This window comes from Mycobacteroides sp. H003 (genome assembly GCF_001440135.1).
In the GTDB taxonomy this organism is placed as follows: Bacteria; Actinomycetota; Actinomycetes; order Mycobacteriales; family Mycobacteriaceae; genus Mycobacterium; species Mycobacterium gwanakae.
Map to the genome: position 1 here is coordinate 26,333 of NZ_LJYL01000008.1, position 21,535 is coordinate 47,867.

The following is a 21,535-nucleotide window of genomic DNA, read 5'->3' on the forward strand; positions in this document are numbered from 1 at the left end:
TTCAAGCTTTTCTGCCACCCAACCATCGCAAACCCTTCCCACCGGCACCGTCGGCGGGGCAGGCTATCGCCATGCGCAATCCCAGCTTGATCAGGAAGGCCTCAAAAGCGGTAGCCGTGCTGGCCGCAACGGTAATCGTCGGCGCCTGCGGCGGGTCACCGCAGGCCCACAGCATCACCGTGACGTTCGTCCGGCACGCGGAGTCCGAGACCAACGCCAGCGGCGTCATCGACACCGACGTGCCGGGCCCGGGCCTGACCCCGGAGGGCAAGGGGCAGGCCGAACAGGTCGCGCACCAACTCGCCCACAACAAGTACGACGCCGTCTACGCCTCCACCATGGTGCGAACGCAACAGACCGCCGCGCCGTTGGCCGCCGAACTCGGCAAGCAAGTCGAGGTGCTGCAAGGCATCCAAGAGATCAACGCCGGCTGGTACGAGGGCAAGCCCGTCTCGATGGCCCCCTCGACGTACCGGCGGACTGGCTCAACGGCGACGTCGGAGACCGCATCCCCGGGTCGATCACCGGCAAGGAGTTCAACGACTGGTTCACCGCGGCCGTGCAGAAGATCTACAACAGCGGCCACAACCAACCGGTGGTGTTCTCGCATCTGTACGCCATCGAGTACTGGACGCTGATGAACACGAAGAACGCCAAGGACAGCCTGGCGACCAGTCATCCGCTGCCCAACGTCGGCCGCGTGGTGATCACCGGAAACCCGATGACCGGCTGGACGCTGGTGGACTGGGACGGCATCCGCAACTTCGCCGGCTGATGCCTGGACAGCATGGTTGACGTGCGCGGTGTGACCCGCCACGATGGCTTGCATGCGCTATGTCGTTACCGGCGGTACCGGGTTTATTGGTCGCCGCGTCGTACCTCGCCTGCTGGAAACCCGGCCGGACGCGCAGGTGTGGACCGCTACAGCCCGCAGGTGCGTGCCGAGCTGTTGGCGATGAGCAGCGCGACGATCGACCGCTACCTGCGTGCGGTCAAGGCGCGCGACCAGATCAAGGGGAAATCGACCACCAAGGCCTCCCCGTTGCTGCGGTCTTCGATCAAGATCCGCAAGGCAACCGACGAGGTCGAGGGATCTCCGGGGTTCTTCGAAGGCGACACCGTCGCGCACTGCGGTCCAACCCTCAAAGGCGAGTTCGCCCGGACCGTCAACCTCACCGATATGCATATCGGTTGGGTCTTCACCCGCACCGAACGCAACAACGCCCACACTCACATCCTCGGCGCCCTCAAAGCCGGTGTCCATGAAATACCTTACGAGGTAACCGGTTTGGACTTCGACAACGGAACCGAATTCCTCAACAAGGCCGTCATCAAGTGGGCTGCGCAGATGGAGATCTTCTTCACCAGGTCGCGGCCGTACAAGAAGAACGATCAGGCCACAATCGAGTCCAAGAACAACCACCTCGTCCGCAAGTATGGGTTCTACTACCGCTATGACACCGACGAGGAACGTGCGGTGCTCAACCGGCTCTGGAGGCTGGTCAACGACCGGCTCAACTACCTGACGCCCACCATCAAACCGGCTCTGCGGAAATGAGCGTGCAGCAGTGGTTGGCGGATATCCGCGGTGGGGGTTCGTGTCGTTGAGCTGAGGTGGGGCCTCGGTGGGTGACGATTCAGGTTCCTACACGCCGCTTCACCAACACCACCGAGGTGACCCTTGCCTGAGGCTACTGCCTGCCCGCCGTCTGTTGTTGCCGACACGATCATGCGCACCATCGAGTTGGGGGTGACGATCACCGACGCCGCGGTCGACGAGAAGACGACGACGATCTTCTGCAGGCCGGTGGCCTGTGACGCCAGGTGTCCGGACTGCGGCCGGGAGGGCCGCTACCGCGACACTGTGACTCGGCCGTTGACGGATCTGCCGGTGGCCGGCTACCCGCTGGTGCTGCAGGGTGCCCTACCTCGCTACCGCTGCACAACGCCAGCGTGTGGGCGGGCAGTGTTCAACCAGGATCTGGGCAAGTTGGCGGCCCCGCGCTCATCGACGACGCGGCGCTGTGCCCGGTATGTATTGCGGCGGTTGATGATCGACCGCACCACCATTTCGGCGATCGCCGCCGAACTCGGGGTGTCCTGGCATACTGTCAGCTCCATCGCGATGCGTGCGACCGCCGGCCTGATCGCCACAACCGGGCCGGATCGGCTGGCCGGGGTGACGGTGATCGGTGTCGATGAGCATCGCTGGGCGCCTCGGCGTCGCGGCACAGAGGGGTTCGTCACGCTGATCATCGACCTCACGCCTACCCACGACCAGACCGGCCCGGCACGCCTGCTCGACCTGGTCGAAGGACGCTCAGCGACCGCACTGGCCACGTGGTTGGCCGCCCAACCCACCGACTTTGCCCGGGCCGTGGAGGTCATTGCGATGGACGGGTTCGCCGGCTACAAGACCGCCGCCACCGAGGTCATCCCGGACGCGGTCACCGTGATGGACCCCTTCCACGTTGTGGCTTTGGCCGGGACCAAGCTCGACCTGATCCGCCAACGCATCCAGCAGCAGACCCTGGGTCGGCGCGGACACACCGGTGACCCGCTCTATGGGATCCGGCGCATCGCCCGAACCCGCCTGCAGCTGCTCTCCCCACGCCAATACACCCGGCTGACCGAGGTGCTCGACGGCGACGACCATCTCGCCGTCAAGGTCGCCTGGCTGATCTATCAGAAGATCATCGCCGCCTACGCCGACCCGAACCGACGTCACGGCAAGAAGGCAATGACCAGGCTGATCGAGTCGATACGGCGCGGCGTACCCGCCGGATTGGAGGAGATCGCCCAACTCGGCCGCACGCTATCGCGCCGCCGCGCCGACATCCTGGCCTTCTTCGACCACCACGTCTCCAACGGACCCACCGAGGCCATCAACGGCCGCCTGGAAGTCGGCGCGGCGTACCCGCCGGATTGGAGGAGATCGCCCAACTCGGCCGCACGCTATCGCGCCGCCGCGCCGACATCCTGGCCTTCTTCGACCACCACGTCTCCAACGGACCCACCGAGGCCATCAACGGCCGCCTGGAAGCATTGCGCCGCAACGCCCTCGGATTCCGCAACCTCACCCACTACCGTTGGCGCTCACTACTACACAGCGGAGCACTCCACCAACTTGTCAATGCACTCTGAATTACGAAGAGCCATCAAACCCATCGGCTACGGCGCTGGCCGCGACGGCCAGCGCCGCCGCCTCTACGACGAGCCCATGACCCCACTGGACCGGCTGCTGGCAGCCGGGGTCCTCTCGCCAGCCCAAGAATCGGAGCTGCTTGCCTACCGCGACACCCTGAACCCCGCCGCGATCGCACGCCAGATCGCCGATCTACAAGCCGCCCTGCTCAGACTCGCCAAGAACAAGACCGAACACCTCTACCTCGCCGCCATCCCCACCGCCCTACCCGAGGTCAGATCCGGCATCCGCATCCAGAACAAGACCGCCAGTTGACCTCGTTTTCGCGGGCATTCCTTACGTGATGCATGGATCAGGTTTCGCGGGCAACTTGACGTGATGCATCACGCCCCCGACGCAGCATGTGAGAAGTTTCCTTACTGGAATCAAGATCGCCGAGGTCGGCAACGTGGGCTGACGGCGTTGCCGGATTCCGGGATTCACGTCGTGAGAACGAATCGTGGCGAGAGGACAGCTGCAGCCGGACACTCCTCGTCCGCGAATAAGCCCTGAGGCCAGGGGGAACCGCGGGAGCTTGACGGATCCGCCGTGTCCGCCGATACGGCACCGGGATGGCTTTTGTCTGCAGTGGAGCTTGCCTGTCTCGAATAGCAGATCCTCATCTGCGTTGATACACCGGGCGTTCGGTCGTCGCTATCTTGTCAAAGCGACCTCGAAATAATCTCTTTCATTATTTCGTTAGACCCCGCGTAGATTTTCTGTACTCGCTGATCAACCCAGAGACGCGAAATCGGATACTCCGTCATGTATCCGTACCCGCCGTGCAGCTGCAGGCAGTCGTCGAGGACTTTCATCGCCCGTTCCGTCGTCCACCATTTGGCCATCGCGACAGTTTGCACGTCGAGCTTACCGTCGAGATGCAGACAGATGCAGTGGTCGAGGAACACTCGCGCAATCCTTGTTTCGGTGGCGGCTTCAGCGAGGGTGAACTTGGTATTTTGGAACCCGAAGATCGTTCGCCCGAATGCTTCTCGTTGGCGCGTGTATTCGATCGTCTGGTGCAAGGCCAATTCCATGGCGGCAACCGCTCCGACCGCGACGATAAGTCGCTCCTGCGGCAGTTGCGTCATCAGCTGAAAGAAGCCTTGCCCCTCGGTGTCGCCTAGCAGATGCGTCTTGGGGACGCGCACGCCGTCGAAAAACAATTCAGATGTGTCCTGACCGCGCTGACCTATTTTGCTGAGGACTCGTCCTCTCCGGAACCCGGGGCGATCGGCTTCCACGACGATCAGCGAGATACCGCTGGCGCCTTGGGTATGGTCGGTCTTGGCCACGACGACGACGAGATCGGCTTGCTGACCATTGGTGATGAACGTCTTCGAGCCGGTGATGACGTACTCGTCCCCATCGAGGACGGCGCGCGTCTTCACGCTTTGAAGGTCAGATCCGGTTCCAGCCTCCGTCATCGCAATGGCACCGATCAATTCGCCCGACGCCATCTTGGGCAACCACTGCCTTTTCAGGTCTTCCCGTGCGTAGTGCAGGATGTAGTGTGCGACGATGCCGCTGTGCAGGCCGGCGCCCCACGAACTGTCCCCGATTCGAGCTTGCTCTTCGAGCAGAACTGCTTCGTGCGCGAACGTCCCGCCGCCGCCGCCGTATTCGACCGGCATCGACATGCACAGCAGGCCCAGCTCGCCTGCTCGTTCCCACACCGCCCGGTCGACATGGTGTTGCTCGGCGAAGCGCTCTGAGTGGGGTGCAATCTCAGTGGCAACGAACTTTGCGGCGAGATCACGAAGCGCTTCCAATTCCGGGCTGAGCCAAGGTGAGGCGACTGTCATGGTGTCCTTTCGGTTAGGTGCTGCTGACGACGTTGGCGGCTTTTCGGGTTAGCCGCAGTACACGACCTGGTATTCGCCGGCGCCGTGGCGTGCTCTCAGCAATTTTTTGTCGTATTTGCCCACACTGGTTCGGGGAACCTCAGCAATGAACGCCCAGCGCTCCGGGATCCACCACTTGGCGACCGCGCCGTCCAGGAAGACCCGCAATTCGTTGATATCCAAGCTGGTTTCGGTCTTCGTGACGATCAACGCCAAGGGTCTTTCCTGCCACTTCTCGTCGGGCACGCCGATCACCACCGCCTCATGCACGGCTGGATGGGCAACGAGCGCATTCTCCAAGTCGACCGAGGAAATCCATTCGCCACCTGACTTAATGACGTCTTTTACCCGGTCGGTAAGCGTAAGGTAGCCGTGTTGATCGATGCGACCCACGTCGCCGGTGCGCAGCCATCCTTCGTCGAGCTTGTCGGAGTCGTTGTCGCCGAAGTACGAGCCGGTGACCCACGGTCCGCGGGCCTGGATCTCGCCGATAGACCGTCCGTCCCAGGGCAGGGTACGGCCATCGTCGCCACGCAGCCTAATCTCGACACCGCAGACGGGACGACCCTGACAAGCGCGTAGCTCCCATTGGCGCTCGCCGTTGGTCCCCTTCGGCGCGCGCGCCACGGTTGCCAGCGGCGAGGTTTCGGTCATCCCCCAGGCCTGCAGGATCGGGACACCGAATTCACTCTCGAAGTGCTCCATCAGTGACCTTGGAACGGCCGACCCGCCGCAGGCGACCAGGCGTAGCGACGAAATATCGTGCTCCGGTTCGGATTCCAGGAAATGCTGCACGTCATTCCAGATCGTCGGTACCGCACCGGCCACGGTCGGCTGCGTGTCCTCGATGATGGCAACCAACGGTGCCGCCTGCAGGTATCGGTCGGGCAGCACGAGGTCGGCTCCACACATCAGCGCGGAATAGATCAGCCCCCATGCGTTCGCGTGAAACATCGGGACGATCGCCAAGACGCGGTCTTCTTCACCGATGGACAGCACGTTGGGTGTGCAGCCAGTCAGCGAGTGCAAATAGGTGGAACGATGACTGTAGACAACACCTTTCGGGTTTCCGGTAGTGCCGCTGGTGTAGCACATCGCCGCGGCCGACCTCTCATCGAGCTCTGGCCAGTCGAATTCGCCGTCTTGATCAGCAAGCAGGTCCTCGTAGCGCAGCACGTTTTTACCGCTGGCCAGCAGCGGCTCCAGGTCGCCGTCGCCCGCTGCGATCACGGTGTGCACCGACGACATCGTCGGCAGTGCCTTCGCTAGAAGCGGTGCCACAGAGACGTCCGCGATGATGACCTTGTCGTCGGCGTGATCTGAAATGTAGCCAAGTTGTTCTGCGGTGAGTCGAAGGTTGAGGGTGTGAAGCACCGCGCCCATCGACGGCACCGCACAGTAGGCTTCCAGGTGTTCCTGATTGCTCCATTGGAAGGTGGCCACGCGCTGATCGTCAGTTATGCCCAGACTCCGTAGTGCGTTGGCCAACTGGCTGATTCGTCGCTTGAGCGCACCGTAGGTCGTTGTGCGGTAGCCCGATCCGGTCGGCGTGACGACTTGGCTGTCAGCGTGGATGGATGTCGCGTGCCTGACGATCGAGGCTACGGTCAAGGGGATATCCTGCATGGTGCTTTGCACAGGCACAATCCTTCAAACTGCTAGTTGGTGAATGAGTCCGGCACTGGAGGAGGTTCGTAGATGAGTTCGCCGTAATTGTCGCGCAGCGCGTCGATGATTTCCGTGAGGGGAAGGTCGTCGAAAACACCACGGTCATGGAGGTATTCCAGGTGTTGAGAGCCGTCGCCTGTGTAGGCGTGCAACATGGCGTCTCGCTGACCGTCGAATTCGATGGGAGCGACGCGGAAGCGCGCGCATAACTCGCGGTTGAATGCCGGTGTGGCCTTGACCCACCGACCATTCAGCAGTATTTGACTGTAGCCGTGGTAGACGAAAACGTCCGAACCACCCATCCGTTCACGGAGACTCGCGGTCTGCAGATGGTTGCGGACGTCGGCGAAACCCAACCGCGCCGGAATCCCCGCGGCGCGACACGCAGCCGTCAAGAGCACCGCCTTGGGGACACAGTAGGCGCGCTCGGCGACGGCGACCGCGCTGGCTCGGTACTGGCACGGGTCGTCGGAGACGGAATACGGGTCGTACCAGATCGAATCACGGACAGCGGTGAAGATGCGGCACGCCTTATCGACGGAATCGGTGGCGTTGCGTGTCGCCGATTCGGTGAACTGCTGCACGGCATCGTGTTTCCAGTCGAGGAATTCGGTGGCTGCGAGGAACCGCGCAAATTCTGTCTTCATCGGCGGCGCAGCGTGATCGGTAACCCGTCGACCGGGATCGGCAGCGATGTGTTGTCCCAGCGGATGCGGTAGTCGGTGTCGAGGCCGAAGGTGAACGTGCGCAGCATCTGGTGCAGGATCGCTTTGACCTCGAGGGTGCCGAAGTGCATGCCGATGCATTTGTGCGCGCCACCGCCGAAGGGCAGCCACGCGAAGCGGTGAGCTTGGTCCTCGCGGCGCGGGTCGTCGAAACGTAAGGGGTCGAAGCGATCCGGGTTATGCCAGACTTCGCGGACGAAATGGTTGACGGCGGGAGTGATCGCCACAAGCGTGTCGCGGGGAATGTAGTGGCCGTCTATTGCGGTGTCTTGCACTGTTTTGCGCATGACTAGCGGGACCGGCGCCACGAGTCTCATGGATTCCTTGATCACCAGATCGAGCGACCTGAGCCCTTCCAAATCATCGATCTCCGGTGACCGGTCGCCGAGAACATCGCTTTCGGCGCGAACCCGATCCTGCCATTCTGGATGCTTTGCCAGGTAATAAGTTACCGCGGTGGTGGTGATCGTCGATGTGTCGTGAGCGGCCATCATCAGAAAAATCATGTGGTTGATGACATCGGAGTCACTGAAACGTTGTCCGTCTTCGGTGCTGGCATGGCACAGCGCGGCGAACAGGTCATTGCTGTTGCCGGCCCGGGCGGCCGGCAAGTGCCGGGCGAAGTATTCCTCGAGCACCCGTCGGCCGCGGATCCCGGCGCGATAGCGGGTGCCGGGAAGCGGCGCGCGGACGAGTGAGCTGGCCGCGCGTACCGTAGCGACGAACGCCTGGTTAATGGCGTCGCTGCTGTCTTTGCCTCGGCCACCCATGAACACATCGGTGGCGATGTCGAGGGTCAGGTTTTTCAACAGCGGGTACATGCGGACGGACGGGCCGGTCGGCCACGTGGGCAGGGTTGCGCGGACGCAAGGGGTCACTTGGGTGACGTAGCCGGCCAGTCGCGGCCGCGTGAAGGCCTCCTGCATGATGCGCCGGTGCATGAGGTGTTCGTCAAAGCTCATCAGCATCAATCCGCGGTGGAAGAACGCGTCGATGAGAAAGGCCCAGCCGTCTTGCGAGAACGCCTTTGCGTTGGTGGTGAGCGCCTCCTGGGTAGCTTGGGGGCCCGCGATGACCGCCATTTTGGTGCCGAACGCTCCCATCCACGAGACAGATCCGAACCGTTCGTAGCGCTCTCTGCCCAGGTCGGACCCAAACCGGATGTAGTCGAGGGTGTGCCCGACCAAGGGGAGCCCGGCATCACCGAGAACCGGTCGCAGTCCGCTTCCGGCCGGGGGCGCGGCTAGTTCACGCACTGGCCACCGCCGACTCCACCGGCGAAGTCCGTCGTCCACCCGTTGCGGCGCGGGAATCAAGATGACCGAAGATAACCGTTCCCGGGCTTTATCGACGGGTGCGTGTAGCGGGTTAACCATTGTCGCTCCCCGGCCTGTGGTCGTCGTGGGATGGAGGATCGACCAGCTGTTTACAGTTGGGCCACCAATGTTAATAGTTATACATAATTGCCCTGTTTGTCAAACGGGTCCTTCGCGGTGGGGCGTGACAAAAGCGGTTGCTGCGCGCTAGCCGCCTGCCTGCGTTCGGCCCGTGCGTCAAGGAAACGTGTCTTCGGCCCTGTCTGTGAGAAACGCTCCGCTGAGGTGCAAAGCGTGACGCGCCTCGGGCAAGAGTCGAAACAGGGCTTGGAACACGTGAATCTGGCCGCGAAACACCTGAAGCCGCACGGATGCTCCTGCGGCGCGCATGCGCTCGGCGAGTTGACGGGAGTCGTCGAGCAGCATCTCCCTTCCACCGACCTGGATCAATGTCGGCGGCAAGCCGGTGAGATCTGCGGCGAGGACATTGACGCGGGGGTCGGTCGGGTGGGCATCGCCTACATAGAGGCTGAGCGCACGCGTTGCGGACCGGGCCGATGCGAAAGGATCGCGGCGGCGAGTTTCACGTGCCATCGCCAGCTGGCACGTCAGATCGACGACGGGGGACATGAGTAACATGCCATCGGGCGGCGGGGAGCGATGTGCGAGCGCGCCCAACGAGGTCGCGACGGCGAGTTGGCCGCCCGCCGAATCTCCCGCGATCGCCACCGTGCGGTTTGACGCCGATTCTTCAGAGCCGGTCAACCACCGGTAGGCCCTCAGTGCGTCGTCGGCGGCCGCGGGATACGGGTATCGCGGAGCCAGGCGGTAGCGGACGGCGAACACCGGCCTGAGCGACGCGGCAGACAGTTCGCCTAGCAGACCACGATGGGTCTGCGGGGAGCACATGGAAAAGGCGCCGCCGTGGATATAGAGAATCGGCGGCCCGTCCGGGTCGACGTCCGGGGCAACGATCCAGTCGCCTCTCACCCGATCGCCAGCAAAGACGGTGTCGACCTGTTCAACTCGCAATCCGCGCCGCGGGCGGGACGCAATGAGCGCCGCCCGAAGCACCCGGTCCATTACCGCGAGCCCGTACTGGTTAGACGGTAGTGCTTGCGTCAGTGGGCGCAGGATCCCGCGGGCCGACGTCGCGATGAGATAACTTGCCGTGCTCGGATGCTGTTCCGAGTAAAGGGTTGTCACGATGAGCTAAGTACCTTTTCAGTGGTGCGCCGCTCGAACGAATAGTCACCAAGGTCGAAGGTGCGACTACGCCAGAAAGATTCGAGGGTGGTCGTCGGGCGTAGCGGTACGTCGCCGTGTTTGTCGAAGTAGTAACTATTGGCGGTTGCGCAGCTGGGTTGCCAAAAGACTTGGCGGTGGCGGCGTTTGAGCATTTCGGCGAAGAAGCGGTCGTTGGCTTGCCGGGTTATTTCGACGTAGTTGGCGTGCCGGGACCGCGCATGGTGAAGGCATCGCACGATGTGCCTGGTCTGGGCTTCAATGAGCGTGAAGTACGAGGAACCGTTGTATCCATAGGGTCCGAAGATGGAGAAGTGGTTGGGGAATCCGGGCACGCTGACGCCTTCGTACGCTTGGAGCCGATTCTCGTCCCACCACTTGGCTTGATCGAGTCCACCGATCCCCCTGAGCGAATAGGTCGGCATGTTCTCCGGTTCCATCACTTTGAAGCCTGTGGCGAGGATGAGGACGTCGATCTCGTGCGATCGGCCGTCGACGGTGTGGACGGCGGCGGCATCGAAGTGGCTTATCGGACTGGTCTCGAGGTGGACGTTGTCTCGGTTGAATGTGGCCAGGTACTCGTTGTGAAAGCTTGGGCGCTTACACCCGAGCGCGTAACGGGGGGTCAGTTTTTGACGGACGGCGGGGTCGGTCACCTGGCTGCGCATGTACCGCAACGCGGCACGCTCGATGAGTGACGCCAAGGGAATGGCGGTGTGGAAGTGAGCGGCGACAGGGAACGTGACTTCGACGAAGGTTTGACTCGCTGCGCGCGCCGCGAGTTGTCCGCCGGGAGCGTATTTGAGGAACCCTCTTGCCAGCCGCGGCACCGGGAAGTCCAGTTTCGGCAGGCACCAGATCGGTGTGCGCTGGAACACGGTCAGCGCCTTGACGTCTTTCGCGATTGCCGGGATCAACTGCACTGCCGACGCGCCCGTTCCGATGACAGCCACCCTCTTGCCGGCGATGTCTTCGTTGTGGTCCCAGCGGGATGTATGCATGGTGATCCCGCCGAAATCATCGACACCGGAGATATCCGGCCGCTTGGGGCGTGTCAGGACGCCCGAGGCGTTGATCACGAAGCGCGCGGATAGGTCCTGTCCTGCGGCCGTGTGCAAGCGCCACAGGGTCGCGTCCTCATCGAACCAAGCTTCAGTCACCTTGACGGCGAAGCGGATTCGTGGGCTAAGACCGTACTTGTGCGCGCAGTGTCTTGCGTAGTCCTTCAACTCGTTGCCGTGCGCATACGTCCGCGACCATGACGACCGTTTTTCGAAGGAGAATTGGTAGCTGTACGACGGAATGTCGACGGCGATGCCCGGATAGGTGTTCCAATGCCACGTTCCGCCTACGTCGTCTGCCTCATCGACAATAAGAAAGTCCGAAAAGCCGGCTTTCAGGAGTTTTATCCCCATTCCGATCCCGGAGAATCCTGCACCGATCACGATGATTTCGAAGCGGTGCTTATCGCTGTGGTCCATACCGTCCTTCTGGCTTATCTGGGGGCTGATGCCAGGCACCTGTCGCCGACTGCCTAGCCGGAGCCAGTCGCGGCTCAAGCACGATCCACCATCCGCGGTGATGCTGCCTCGGGTGAAGCGGTTTGCGCCGAGAAACGAACACCTTCGCGCTTGTCGACGGACACGCGATCGTCGTTGCGCTGCCGTCCTCCTTTGCTTGCGCCGTGCGAACTCTCCGCGGCCAACTCGGGCCGCGCCCGCCTGGGCTTCTTGCGGGGAGGGGGCTGTGAACTCATCGAGTAATCGTCGAGCTCGACCCTCGCTAGTTGTCGGGCGAATTGGGTGGTGAAGCCGGGATACATGGTCCCGTTATAGCCGTCTTCGGTGAGGTACCAGCTCTTGCATCCGGAGTTCCACGTCGTGCCGGCAAGCCGACGCTGGAGTTGGGCGTGATAGCTGTTCTGCCGGTCCTCTTTGACGTCGAAGGTCTGAATACCGCCTTCGATGATTATGCCGATGGCGTCGACGATGTAGCGGATCTCCGCTTCCAGGTAGACCAAGGCCGAGTTGTGTCCTGGCCCGGAATTCGGCCCGAAGGTGAAAAAGAGGTTGGGATAGCCTGAGACGCTGACGCTCTTGTAGGCGTAGGCGCCGTTAGACCATTCCTCCGCAAGCTTTCGACCGTCCACGCCGGTGATGGGAAACGGTGTGCCGGCCTTGCACACATCGAAGCCGGTCGCGAATACGATGCAATCCACCTCGTGTTCGATGCCGTCCGCGGTGCGAATGCCGATGGGCGAGATGGTCGCGATCGGCCAGGTGATGAGTTTGCAATTGTTCTGTCGGAGAGCCGGATAGTAGTCGCTGGTCATCAGCATGCGCTTGCAGCCGGGCCGGAAGTCGGGCGTCAGTTGTCGCCGCATCCACGAATCTTTCACCTGGCGACGAAGGTTCGCCTTGGCCGCCCAGGCGATGGCGGTAGTGGCCGGGGTGTTCCACACCATGCCGACGGCCATGACTTCGTGCGCCCAAAACCATGCCTGGCGAGCGGCGCTCTGCAGAATCGGTAGCCGACCAAACGCGGCCTTGGCAACACTGGGGTGCGGAAAATCAGGCCGGGGAAGCACCCAACCGGGCGTCCGTTGAAACACTTTGACTGATCGCGCCGTCTTCACCAATTCCGGAACAATCTGCACCGCGCTCGCCCCGGTACCGATTACCGCAACACGTTTGTCGCTCATGTCATAGTCGTGATCCCAGCGCGCGCTGTGGATTTTGTGGCCTGCGTAGCTGTGCAGTCCGCGAATGTCAGGAAAATTTGCATTGGCCAGTGGGCCGCTTGCCATCACCACCGTGCGCGACCGGTAGCTTGACCCGCCATCCGTTTCGACGGTCCACGTGCCGCTGTCTTCGTCGAACGCCAGGCCGGTCACGTTGACGTGGAAACAGATGAAGCGCGCCAGCGCGTGCTTGTCGACCATGGCCTTGATGTAGGCGAGTATCTCGCTGCTTCCCGAGTACGCACGCGACCAGTCCGGATTTGGTTCGAAGGAGTACGAATACAACAATGACGGAATGTCGCAGGCGGCACCGGGATAGCTATTGTCACGCCAGGTTCCTCCGACCTCGCCCGCGCGCTCCAGGATGACGAAATCGTCGATACCCCGCTTGAGTAGTTGGATCGCCGTGCCAAGTCCGGCAAAGCCGGCTCCGATGATCAGAACACTGGTCGTGTCGCTCATCTGGCCACCGGTTCATAGGTCAGCTCATCAGTCCATGACGGCGTCTTGCCGAGCACTTGCGTGGGGAAGTGGTCGATCACCCTACCGAGGCGCTGCGAGATGAAGTGCAGCGGTTGGGAGTGCTTGATCGTGGCAGACATATGGGCCTTGAGGATGTGATAGGGGGGAACACGGCGGGTGTGCTCGCTGCGATCGCCGACGTTCGAGTAGCGGGTGACTGCGTTGTACAGCCTTTCCTCGGACAGGCCCCAGGCGTTCAGGTTTATCAGCATCCGGGTCAGCAGCGGGATGTAAAGCAACGCACCGGTAAGTACCCTCGGGTCGATAAGAGCTCCCACCGTCTGAATCGCATGGATCCTCATTGGGCTGGCGCCCAGGTCGTTGAGCACCTGAAAACCCACCGCCAGGTGGCGAGACTCGTCGCTGTTGACCTTGGCGAAAACTTCGCCGCACACGGGATCTGACACCTCGTCCACCAAAAACTTCAACAGTGCTCCGTCCAGAGCGGTTTCTAAAGCCGGTATGGCAGCACCGATCACCGTCAACGGAAGTGCTTCGGCGTATCGGTCCAGCCATTCGATGACCAGCCGGATGTTCTTGTTCGGCACCGGAGTCTCGCCCTCCTCGAGCATCCCCCAGCGATGCATGAGAGCGAGCTCCACGTTGGCGTGCCGCTGCTCTTCGGCGTGGAAATACCTGTAAATCTCACCCAACGCGTCGAACGGCGCCTTGGGGGCCATGGCCGCGAAAGCGCGGGCACCGACATGCTCGATCCATACCACGTCTGACATGAACTGTTTCAGGCTGGGGCGCTGTTCGTCGGTGATCAACTCGGCACCCGGTGCGTCCCAGTCGATGTCGGCCAGCGCCCACTGGCGGTCTTTAATCGTCTGCAGCATATCGCCGTATTCGAAAGCCATGTCTCCTCCTAGGTTGTGTCAACGCGTTATTCGCTGGATGAGTCCCATCGCGTGGGTGAAGGTACCCGGCATGGTTCTCTTGAGCTGCCAGAGGATTTTGGCGTCGAGTTGCGGCAGGACGTATAGCTGGCCGCGGTCGTGCGCATCCAGGGTGGTTCGTGCTACCGACTCTGGTGATACGCCGGTCCACTTCATCAAGTTGGCGGCTAGCGTGGCCGCCGATTCCTCGATGCGTGGATTGTCGACGATATTTGTTTTGACGAAGGTGGGGCATAGGACGGTCACCGTGACGCCGGTTCCGCTGAGCTCGGCTGCCAAGGTTTCGGACAGCGCGAGTACGCCCGCTTTGCTCACGTTGTAGGCGGCCATGCGGGGGGCCGCACCGAAGCTTGCCGCCGACGCGACGTTGATGAGCCCTCCGAATCCACGTTCCCGGAGCCGCGGGACAAAGACTTCGCAGCCGTGGATGACTCCCCACAGATTGACCGACAACGTCGCGGACCAATCGCTCGTGGATGTCGCACCGACGACGTTGCCTCCAGCGCCAATTCCGGCATTGTTGATCACCAGTCCGGGAGCGCCGCCGAACCACTTCTCGGCCGAATCGGCAAGATCCCGGACCTGATGCTCGTCTGAGACGTCGCAAACAACGCCGATGCCATGACCGCCCAGCTTGGAGATCAGGTCCGCTGTCTCCTTGGCGCGAATGCCGTCGATGTCGGCGCACACCACACGGCCGCCCCGGCGCGCCAGCTCGACGGCAAATGCGCGGCCAATGCCGCTGCCTGCACCGGTGATCACCGCGTCGGCACGGTCACTCCGGCGGGGGGGATTCCCAAACGGCAGCAGCCTCATCGGAGTATCCGCCGTTGCTGCGATCTGACGGTTGATTCCGTCGCTGCCTCGAAAGCAACTGGTGGCACCAGCCACCATTGTGGGCACATGCCGTCAGTTTGGTGTGACCTACGTTGCTTTGTCAAGATGGAAATGTGCGGACGAAGGCGAAACGATGGGGCGGGCGTACCGGCGCGGAACGCCGCGCGGAACGTCGGCAGCGTCTGATCGATGCCGCGACCGAGATCTGGAGCGAAAGCGGTTGGGCCGCAGTCACCATGAGGGGCGTTTGCTCCCGGACCAGCCTGAACGACCGCTACTTCTATGAAGACTTCAAGACCCGCGACGAGTTGCTGGTTGCCGCCTGGGACGGGGTACGGAACGAGATGCTCGGTGAGGTTTCCGCGACCCTCGCAGAACGCGTCGGGCAGCCGCCCCTCGAGACTATTCGCATGACCATCTCTATGGTGGTCGACCGCATCACACAAGATCCCGGCAGGGCAAAGATCTTGCTGACCCAGCACGTGGGCAGCTCACCGCTGCAAGACCGGCGCGCTGTTGCCCTGCAAGAGGCGACGCACCTCGTGGTCGCGGCGAGCAAGCCCCATCTGAGACCGGATGCCGATGAAACCGCGCTCCGCATGGACACCTTGGTGGCGGTTGGGGGCTTCGTCGAGCTGATCACCGCCTGGCATGCCGGCTTGCTCGACGTAAGTCAGGAGGAGATCGTCGAACACACCAGTCGGCTCGCCGAAACCCTAGCTGAACGTTATCTGGTGCACGCGCTCAGCGTCGATGACGTGCCCGGGACGCTACCGTCCTGATCGTGGGCGTCAAACCGGACACGCACTCAGCATCGCCGGGCGTGGCCGCGAGCCGATAGAGCGTTTGCCGATGCCCCGGATTCAGGAACCGGCGCCTCGCCTATGTTCTGCAGCAGCACGTAGGTGCCGAGGCTGCCCAGGAAACCTGCGCAGTGTTGGACGAGTTCATCAGTACTGAAGTCCAGTTCGCCGTCCAGCCAGCGGCGCAGAACCTCGAAGAGTCCTCCGACACCGAGGGTTGAAGCCAGATGCGCGACGCCCACCGCAGAGTCGGCGATATCCAGGTGAAGTCTGGCCTCGCGCAGCACGAGGTCGGCGAAACCGGCCATCAATTGGCTCCGCAACTCGCGAAGGAGTGGCTCCGTTGCGGATTCAACGAACAAAATGCGGGCCAGCCGAGGATCGTCTTCGATCATGTTGACCAGTGCGCGGATGGGGGCATACGCCAACACGTCGGGTGGCGCGCCGGCGTCTGGGATCGCTTGGACTATTACGTCTTGGAAGGTGGCATAGAGCTGCTGGTAGACGGCCCGCAAGAGCGCGTCGCGGTCGGAGAAATGCTGGTAGAAGTAACGCGAGGTGACACGTGACTCGGCGCAGACGGCAGTCACGGTGGTGGCGGCCACGCCTCGGGTACCGATCAGCTCGATAGCGGCGTCGATGAGACGTGTACGCCGGTGCTGATGGCGCTGCTCTGCAGACACTCCGCGATACACCCGGACTGAACGCATAGACACAGTTTGTCATCTAAATCTGACTAGGTATAAAGTCAGATTATTGAGGTCCGCTTGGAGATGGGAGTAGCACATGACCAGTGAGTCGCCCACACGGCCAGCAAAGAGGGTGCTGCCAAAGGCTCGCCGTGTCCGTTTCGCAATGCCTGCTGGGACCAGTCGCCAGCACTTCGTCGACGGCGACTTGGTGATGAGCCACTTTGTCTCTACCTTGTCGGCAACGTTCCCCGAGGGCGAAGACTTCTTCATCCGATCGGTGCGCCAGTACCGTGACCAGGTCAGCGACCCCGACCTCCAAGAGGCGGTCAAGGGATTCATCGCGCAGGAGGCCACCCACCGGCACCAGCATCGGCTGCTTAACGAGCGGCTCCAAGCGATGGGCTATCCGACCGACGGGATCGATCGGCACATCAAGAAGTTGGTTGACCGGCTCGAGAAGCGATTCTCTCCGAAGATGCGCCTGGCCGTGACGGCTGCCCTTGAGCACTACACGGCGACGTTCGCCGAAATCATTCTGACCAGCGACGAGGCACAAGAGCTGATCGGCGACACCGAGGTCCGGCCGATTCTGCTCTGGCACGCTTTAGAAGAATCCGAGCACAAGGCCGTCGCTTTCGACGTCTTCGAGACGGTCGGTGGAACCGAACGCACCAGGGTCTGGGGAATGCGGATTGCCACAGTCATCTTGTTCACCGAGTTGGTCATCCAGACCACTCGCTCTCTGGCGGGTGACCGCGCAGCCTACAACCCACTGCGCTTACTGCGCAGCCTTCGAGCCTTCCGTCGTTCCCCACTGTTCAGCCCGGACGCGGTGCAGCGCTTCCGTTCCTACACCCGCGCCGGCTTCCACCCCGACGACTGGGACAGCACCGAAGTCCTCGAACGCTGGGCCAAAGAACTCTTCGACTCCGATGGCGCCCAGCGAATCGGGAGCCGCGTCTAGCATCAACGGTGAGCGCGAGCAGAGAAGCACTGGCACTAGGTGGCTTACGAACTCGTCGTCGAAGGCGATCCCTACGGTACCGGCAGGAGCACACCGTCGATGAACCGGTCATTTCGAATTAGACGGGAGACTCATTCACCGCCGCGGGTTGTCGTCGACACAGACGCTGGCGCACCTACATGAACCGGGATGTTACTGGCCGGGGGCGCAGTGCTTGATCATCTCACCGAGGTTTTGGCCGACCCGCTCAGGTGCGATACCCACCGACGGCGGGTAGAGCATGATGTGGTCGAGTACCCCCTCGTAGCGGCGCAGCCCGGCGCGCACCTCGCTGGCGGTGCCAGCGACGCCCATCACGTCGATCATGTCGTCCGTCACCGCGTCGAACATGGCCGCAAAGTCACCGCGTGCGAAGGCTTCTCGGATAACGGCACCCTGTTTGGCGAATCCGCAGAAGTCGAGCAGCGGTTGGTAGGTTCTGACTGATGCGTAGAACGCGATCTGTTGCGCGACCTCGCGACGGGCGATTTCCGGGTCGTCGTGGATGGAGCACATGACCATTGACACAATCTCGACGTCGTCGGGATCGCGCCCGGTGCGTGCGGCGCCCTTGGCCACCGCGGGCCGCACGACTTCCTCCACGTAGGCGGTCGTGAAGAGCGGATGCCCGGCCAGCCCGTCAGCGACCCGGCCGGCGGCTTCGCACATCCGCGGGCGCACCGCGGCGGTGATGATCGGAATATCGCGCGCAGGCGGGTCTACCGGGCCGCTGGGGATGAGATTCATCTGGTAGAAGCGGCCTTCGTGGCGGACTGGTCCCTCGTGCAGGTTCCAGATGCGCCGAATAAGGGGTACGAGTTCCTCGACGCGCAGGGCGGGGGCGCTGGTATCGGCGACGCTGTGCCAGTTGCTCATCATCCGTTTGGTGCCGTTGCCGATGCCGAGCACGATGCGACCGCCGGACAGTTCGTCGAGATCGCGCGCCTCGGTCGCCAAGACCAGCGGGCTGCGTCCGACGCCGTAGAGAATCGACGACCCGATGCGACACCTGTCAGTCGAGGTGGCCATTGCCGCCATCGAGATGGATCCCGACCGGGTATAGAACTCCGATGCCCACACCGCGTCGAACCCGGCCTGGTCGGCCGCGGTGGCGGTGACCTTCATCGCGGCAAGGTCAGGGGCTAGGACAGAGAGTCCAAAGGTACTCACTACTGCGGCTCCATTGCGTTGTGTTGTGCTCCTGAGCGATGTCGGCGAGCCCGTTGGACGAGGAGCAGTCATCGTGGACCGGCCGGAAGCCAGTGCCGAACAGCTGCACCGGATCTCGCTGCTGCCAGTCTGTCAATCGTGCAACGCGAGCGCGCCTGTGGGGCAACTCGCCACGGCATCTTCGATCAGTGCCCTGTGACATTCGGGTGGCCCAGGATTCAGGATGTGGAGTTTCCCATCGTTACTGACCTCGAAGAAGTCGGGAGCCAGGCCTTCACACATCCCGATTGACGAGCATCGATCGCGGTCGACTGTGATTTTCATGCCACGCTGCCTCACGTAGTCGGGGTGAAGCGGACGGGAAGATGATTCACCCCGTGGAAGAAAGTGCTAACGGTATAGCTGGGTGGCCCGCAGACTTCAATATCAGGCAGGCGGTGCAGCAATTCCCGGAAGAGCGCGGCGAGTTGCTGCCGCGCCAGCTGATTGCCCAAGCAGTGGTGGATACCTCCACCTCCGAAGCTCACGTGCGGGTTGGGGTCCCGTGACAAATCGAACTTTTCCGGGTTGGTGAACACTGTGGTGTCCCAGTTGGCCGAGCTGTAAAAAAGTACGACCTTGTCACCTTCGGTGATCTGTTGTCCGCCCAGGTCGCAGTCGCGAGCTGCCGTTCGGCGGAAGGTCATGATCGGGGTGGCCCACCGGACGAACTCTTCGACCGCTCCTTTGATTCGTCCGTCGAAATCCTCCATCAGCCACGCTCGTTGATCGGGAAAGTCGGTCAAGGCTTTCATCGCATGACTGGTGCTTTGGCGCGTGGTGTCGTTCCCAGCGATCGTGAGAAGTATGAAAAACGAGACGATCTCATCTTCGGTGAGTTTTTCACCGTCCACTTCAGCCTGAACGAGGTTCGTCATGAGGTCGTCTTCGGGCTGCCGGCGACGTGCAGCGATGATTTCGCGGGCGCCGTCGCCTAGGAATCCCATCGCTTGGAAAAGGCGAGGTATGACTGGGTCGTCGCCCATCACCTCGGGGTCGCTCCACCCACCGGCATACCGTGATTCCCACGCGATGTCGCGGCGCATCGAGTCCGGCACGCCCATCATGTCGAAGATGTTGTGCATCGGCAGCAACGCCGCGCATTCGTCGACGAAGTCGGCCTTGCCCTGTGGAGCCAGGTCGTCGACGACGCGCTTCGCGTTGGCCTCGATCTGATGGTGGATCAGTCGCATCTGCTTCGGCGTGAATGCGGATGCCAGCAATCGTCGAATCTTGGTATGACGCGGCGGATCCATCGCAATGAAGCCTTGAGCGGTGTCGAGCAATTCCTGCGGGATCGACTCCATGACAATGCCCTGACCTGACAGGAAATCGTCGTGTCGCCGGGTCGCCTCGACAAGCAACGGATGCGTAACCACAGCCCAAAAGCCCCGGTCGTTCCCGTCGTCGATCATGGTGTGCTCGACTCGCGGGTGCCAGCTGATGGGAGCACGTTTGCGCAGTTCGGCGTATGTCTTCTCCCGGTCGGCGGCGGTGCCGGCCCAAAATGCAGTCGAGGACAAGTCGGCAGAATCATATGGACGTGCTGAACGCCGCTCCGCCGACGTTTTCAGTGCGGACGTCGTGCTGGCAATCATGAGAATCTCCTAAGGTTCGTGCGGCCCCACTCCAAGTGTTTACAATTATTCCTTCAGAGTCAACATTTGAACATAAAATCCTTAGTGTTAACGCGCCTCGCCTGCGGAGGAATGAACGCCCAAATAGCGAAGTGCGATCCGCGAGATGCGCTCCCCGGTCGTCTCGGCGTCGGCGGTCGGAAGCACGACGTGACTCACCGTCAGCCTTACCAGTGCATCGGCGACATCATTGACGTCATTGGCGTCCAGGCCTGAAAAGTGCTCGTTGAACCAGGTCACGAGGGCTGCCGAGGACAGCTCCAGTAGCGACGCAGAGGTCGGCAGGAGCGGCAACATACCGGTTGACTCAGCGACCGTCCTGTCCGTAGGCCGGTTCGATGTCAGCACCGCCTTCAAGAGCGGGCTCGCTTCCGCTTCCTTCAGTGTGTACGACACCGCAGCGGTGATGCCCCCGCCGACGTCTCCGGCGTGTTGTGCCAAAACTGCGTGAATGCCATTCAAGAAGCGTTCGCCTTCGGCCACAACCAGCGCGTCGCCCAGTCCCTGCTTATCGGTGAACTCCTTGTAGAGCGTCGGGCGGGACACGCCGACAAGCTCTGCGACTTCACCCATGCGAACGCGATCCCAGCCCTTCTCGATAGTGAGGGTCCGGGCAGCCCTCAAGACTTGCTCACGCATATGCCGGCGAAACGAGAGGCGAACGGACTCTGTTGGCATGGTGAGCAGGATATGCGTCTTGCACAAGTGTTCCGTCGGGGCTATCGAGGACCACGCCGACAACAATGCACTTCGCCGGTTTGGCTGTCCGGGTTCCGCTACTTCTCACCATGGCACTGTCATCATCCGGTGGAACTCGCGACATCGGCTTGGCGACCGCCACGCTTCGAGCTGATGCCAACGTCGCGATCGAAGTCTGGGGTTCCCCTGAAAAAATGGACACGGATAACTTGCTTCCGCGACAGGGTTCAGCGTCCGCTCGTAGTCGATAGGTGAGCGCGTCCCGATCGCTTAATGCCTTGGTTGATTATTGTAGAAGTTCATCCAATTGTCAACTCCTGCAATCAATTCCGCTTTGGTCGCGTAGGGTGTGCCGGTAGTAGCATTCCTGTTTGAAACTCGACCACAGCGACTCGGCGCCGACGTTGTCCCAGCATTACCCGCGCAGCGCCCACCGCGCGCGAACACCCCCCGCTGCACGGCCACGGTGACCAACTCGGTGCGCATGTGATCATCCACAGCCCAACCCAGTG

17 protein-coding genes and 4 pseudogenes are annotated in these 21,535 nt (G+C 62.1%); 7 read left to right on the top strand and 14 right to left on the bottom strand.

The window, feature by feature from the left end:
- Positions 1-71 precede the first annotated feature (71 nt).
- The 5 genes and pseudogenes from AOT87_RS00200 to AOT87_RS29455 form a co-directional block, all read left to right on the top strand.
- Positions 72-775 (top strand): annotated as a pseudogene (locus AOT87_RS00200) (histidine phosphatase family protein).
- 52 nt (positions 776-827) lie between these two features.
- A pseudogene (locus AOT87_RS28200) lies at positions 828-917 on the top strand (SDR family oxidoreductase); the annotation flags it as partial.
- A 38-nt stretch (positions 918-955) separates the two neighbouring features.
- Complete coding sequence (locus tag AOT87_RS00205) at positions 956-1,558, top strand: hypothetical protein (protein WP_224188846.1); 603 nt, start codon at positions 956-958, stop codon at positions 1,556-1,558.
- A 171-nt stretch (positions 1,559-1,729) separates the two neighbouring features.
- Positions 1,730-2,890 (top strand): annotated as a pseudogene (locus AOT87_RS00210) (ISL3 family transposase); the annotation flags it as partial.
- Between the two features lie 20 nt (positions 2,891-2,910).
- Positions 2,911-3,144, top strand: a pseudogene (locus AOT87_RS29455) (transposase); the annotation flags it as partial.
- A 702-nt stretch (positions 3,145-3,846) separates the two neighbouring features.
- Here the strand turns inward: AOT87_RS29455 and AOT87_RS00215 are convergent.
- The 9 genes from AOT87_RS00215 to AOT87_RS00255 all read right to left on the bottom strand — a co-directional run bounded on the left by AOT87_RS00215 (position 3,847) and on the right by AOT87_RS00255 (position 14,959).
- Positions 3,847-4,989 carry an acyl-CoA dehydrogenase family protein gene (locus AOT87_RS00215; protein ID WP_033712837.1) on the bottom strand — a complete coding sequence of 381 codons (1,143 nt, stop codon included), beginning with the start codon at positions 4,987-4,989 and terminating at the stop codon, positions 3,847-3,849.
- Between the two features lie 48 nt (positions 4,990-5,037).
- Positions 5,038-6,654, bottom strand: a complete 1,617-nt coding sequence (locus AOT87_RS00220) for a long-chain fatty acid--CoA ligase (RefSeq protein WP_085981616.1) — start codon at positions 6,652-6,654, stop codon at positions 5,038-5,040.
- A gap of 32 nt (positions 6,655-6,686) precedes the next feature.
- Entirely contained in the window at positions 6,687-7,343 is a 657-nt protein-coding gene (locus AOT87_RS00225; protein WP_057970256.1) for a transglutaminase-like domain-containing protein, read from the bottom strand.
- Entirely contained in the window at positions 7,340-8,797 is a 1,458-nt protein-coding gene (locus AOT87_RS00230; RefSeq protein WP_057980213.1) for a cytochrome P450, read from the bottom strand. Before AOT87_RS00230 ends, AOT87_RS00225 begins: the two co-directional genes overlap by 4 nt.
- A gap of 177 nt (positions 8,798-8,974) precedes the next feature.
- A complete protein-coding gene (locus tag AOT87_RS00235) occupies positions 8,975-9,943 on the bottom strand; it encodes an alpha/beta hydrolase (RefSeq protein ID WP_007168397.1) in 969 nt (322 codons plus the stop codon).
- Positions 9,940-11,463 (bottom strand): NAD(P)/FAD-dependent oxidoreductase, encoded by a 1,524-nt coding sequence (locus AOT87_RS00240; protein WP_007168396.1) that lies wholly within the window; start codon positions 11,461-11,463, stop codon positions 9,940-9,942. Before AOT87_RS00240 ends, AOT87_RS00235 begins: the two co-directional genes overlap by 4 nt.
- Before the next feature lie 74 nt (positions 11,464-11,537).
- A complete protein-coding gene (locus AOT87_RS00245; protein ID WP_007168395.1) occupies positions 11,538-13,184 on the bottom strand; it encodes an NAD(P)/FAD-dependent oxidoreductase in 1,647 nt (548 codons plus the stop codon).
- Positions 13,181-14,104, bottom strand: coding sequence for a hypothetical protein (locus AOT87_RS00250; protein ID WP_007168394.1), 924 nt, complete (start codon positions 14,102-14,104; stop codon positions 13,181-13,183). The genes AOT87_RS00245 and AOT87_RS00250 overlap by 4 nt, the downstream gene beginning before the upstream one ends.
- A gap of 18 nt (positions 14,105-14,122) precedes the next feature.
- Positions 14,123-14,959 carry an SDR family NAD(P)-dependent oxidoreductase gene (locus AOT87_RS00255; protein ID WP_007168393.1) on the bottom strand — a complete coding sequence of 279 codons (837 nt, stop codon included), beginning with the start codon at positions 14,957-14,959 and terminating at the stop codon, positions 14,123-14,125.
- A 134-nt stretch (positions 14,960-15,093) separates the two neighbouring features.
- On the opposite strand from AOT87_RS00255, the gene AOT87_RS00260 reads away from it, so the two are divergent.
- The gene (locus AOT87_RS00260; RefSeq protein ID WP_023900852.1) at positions 15,094-15,762 is read left to right on the top strand and encodes a TetR/AcrR family transcriptional regulator; all 669 of its coding nucleotides are present in this window, start codon (positions 15,094-15,096) and stop codon (positions 15,760-15,762) included.
- A 26-nt stretch (positions 15,763-15,788) separates the two neighbouring features.
- On the opposite strand, the gene AOT87_RS00265 is transcribed toward AOT87_RS00260, so the two are convergent.
- Positions 15,789-16,493 carry a TetR/AcrR family transcriptional regulator gene (locus AOT87_RS00265; protein ID WP_057969459.1) on the bottom strand — a complete coding sequence of 235 codons (705 nt, stop codon included), beginning with the start codon at positions 16,491-16,493 and terminating at the stop codon, positions 15,789-15,791.
- Between the two features lie 76 nt (positions 16,494-16,569).
- On the opposite strand from AOT87_RS00265, the gene AOT87_RS00270 reads away from it, so the two are divergent.
- Complete coding sequence (locus AOT87_RS00270) at positions 16,570-17,439, top strand: metal-dependent hydrolase (protein ID WP_033712834.1); 870 nt, start codon at positions 16,570-16,572, stop codon at positions 17,437-17,439.
- A gap of 192 nt (positions 17,440-17,631) precedes the next feature.
- Here the strand turns inward: AOT87_RS00270 and AOT87_RS00275 are convergent, their stop codons facing one another.
- From AOT87_RS00275 to AOT87_RS00285, 4 genes are all read right to left on the bottom strand, one after another.
- Complete coding sequence (locus AOT87_RS00275; protein WP_033717470.1) at positions 17,632-18,648, bottom strand: LLM class flavin-dependent oxidoreductase; 1,017 nt, start codon at positions 18,646-18,648, stop codon at positions 17,632-17,634.
- Between the two features lie 132 nt (positions 18,649-18,780).
- Entirely contained in the window at positions 18,781-18,972 is a 192-nt protein-coding gene (locus AOT87_RS27435; RefSeq protein ID WP_074021704.1) for a ferredoxin, read from the bottom strand.
- A gap of 11 nt (positions 18,973-18,983) precedes the next feature.
- Positions 18,984-20,285, bottom strand: a complete 1,302-nt coding sequence (locus AOT87_RS00280) for a cytochrome P450 (protein ID WP_007168386.1) — start codon at positions 20,283-20,285, stop codon at positions 18,984-18,986.
- A gap of 87 nt (positions 20,286-20,372) precedes the next feature.
- A complete protein-coding gene (locus AOT87_RS00285; protein ID WP_007168385.1) occupies positions 20,373-20,963 on the bottom strand; it encodes a TetR family transcriptional regulator in 591 nt (196 codons plus the stop codon).
- Positions 20,964-21,535 lie beyond the last annotated feature (572 nt).

Excerpts from the sequence above, each read along its gene's own strand:
- AOT87_RS00285 (WP_007168385.1), bottom strand. The coding sequence starts at position 20,963 with ATGCGTGAGCAAGTCTTGAGGGCTGCCCGGACCCTCACTATCGAGAAG.
- AOT87_RS00225 (WP_057970256.1), bottom strand. The coding sequence starts at position 7,343 with ATGAAGACAGAATTTGCGCGGTTCCTCGCAGCCACCGAATTCCTCGAC.
- AOT87_RS00265 (WP_057969459.1), bottom strand. The coding sequence starts at position 16,493 with ATGCGTTCAGTCCGGGTGTATCGCGGAGTGTCTGCAGAGCAGCGCCAT.
- AOT87_RS27435 (WP_074021704.1), bottom strand. The coding sequence starts at position 18,972 with ATGAAAATCACAGTCGACCGCGATCGATGCTCGTCAATCGGGATGTGT.
- AOT87_RS00270 (WP_033712834.1), top strand. The coding sequence starts at position 16,570 with ATGACCAGTGAGTCGCCCACACGGCCAGCAAAGAGGGTGCTGCCAAAG.
- AOT87_RS00255 (WP_007168393.1), bottom strand. The coding sequence starts at position 14,959 with ATGAGGCTGCTGCCGTTTGGGAATCCCCCCCGCCGGAGTGACCGTGCC.
- AOT87_RS00215 (WP_033712837.1), bottom strand. The coding sequence starts at position 4,989 with ATGACAGTCGCCTCACCTTGGCTCAGCCCGGAATTGGAAGCGCTTCGT.
- AOT87_RS00220 (WP_085981616.1), bottom strand. The coding sequence starts at position 6,654 with ATGCAGGATATCCCCTTGACCGTAGCCTCGATCGTCAGGCACGCGACA.
- AOT87_RS00230 (WP_057980213.1), bottom strand. The coding sequence starts at position 8,797 with ATGGTTAACCCGCTACACGCACCCGTCGATAAAGCCCGGGAACGGTTA.
- AOT87_RS00250 (WP_007168394.1), bottom strand. The coding sequence starts at position 14,104 with ATGGCTTTCGAATACGGCGATATGCTGCAGACGATTAAAGACCGCCAG.
- AOT87_RS00245 (WP_007168395.1), bottom strand. The coding sequence starts at position 13,184 with ATGAGCGACACGACCAGTGTTCTGATCATCGGAGCCGGCTTTGCCGGA.
- AOT87_RS00280 (WP_007168386.1), bottom strand. The coding sequence starts at position 20,285 with ATGATTGCCAGCACGACGTCCGCACTGAAAACGTCGGCGGAGCGGCGT.
- AOT87_RS00205 (WP_224188846.1), top strand. The coding sequence starts at position 956 with ATGAGCAGCGCGACGATCGACCGCTACCTGCGTGCGGTCAAGGCGCGC.
- AOT87_RS00240 (WP_007168396.1), bottom strand. The coding sequence starts at position 11,463 with ATGGACCACAGCGATAAGCACCGCTTCGAAATCATCGTGATCGGTGCA.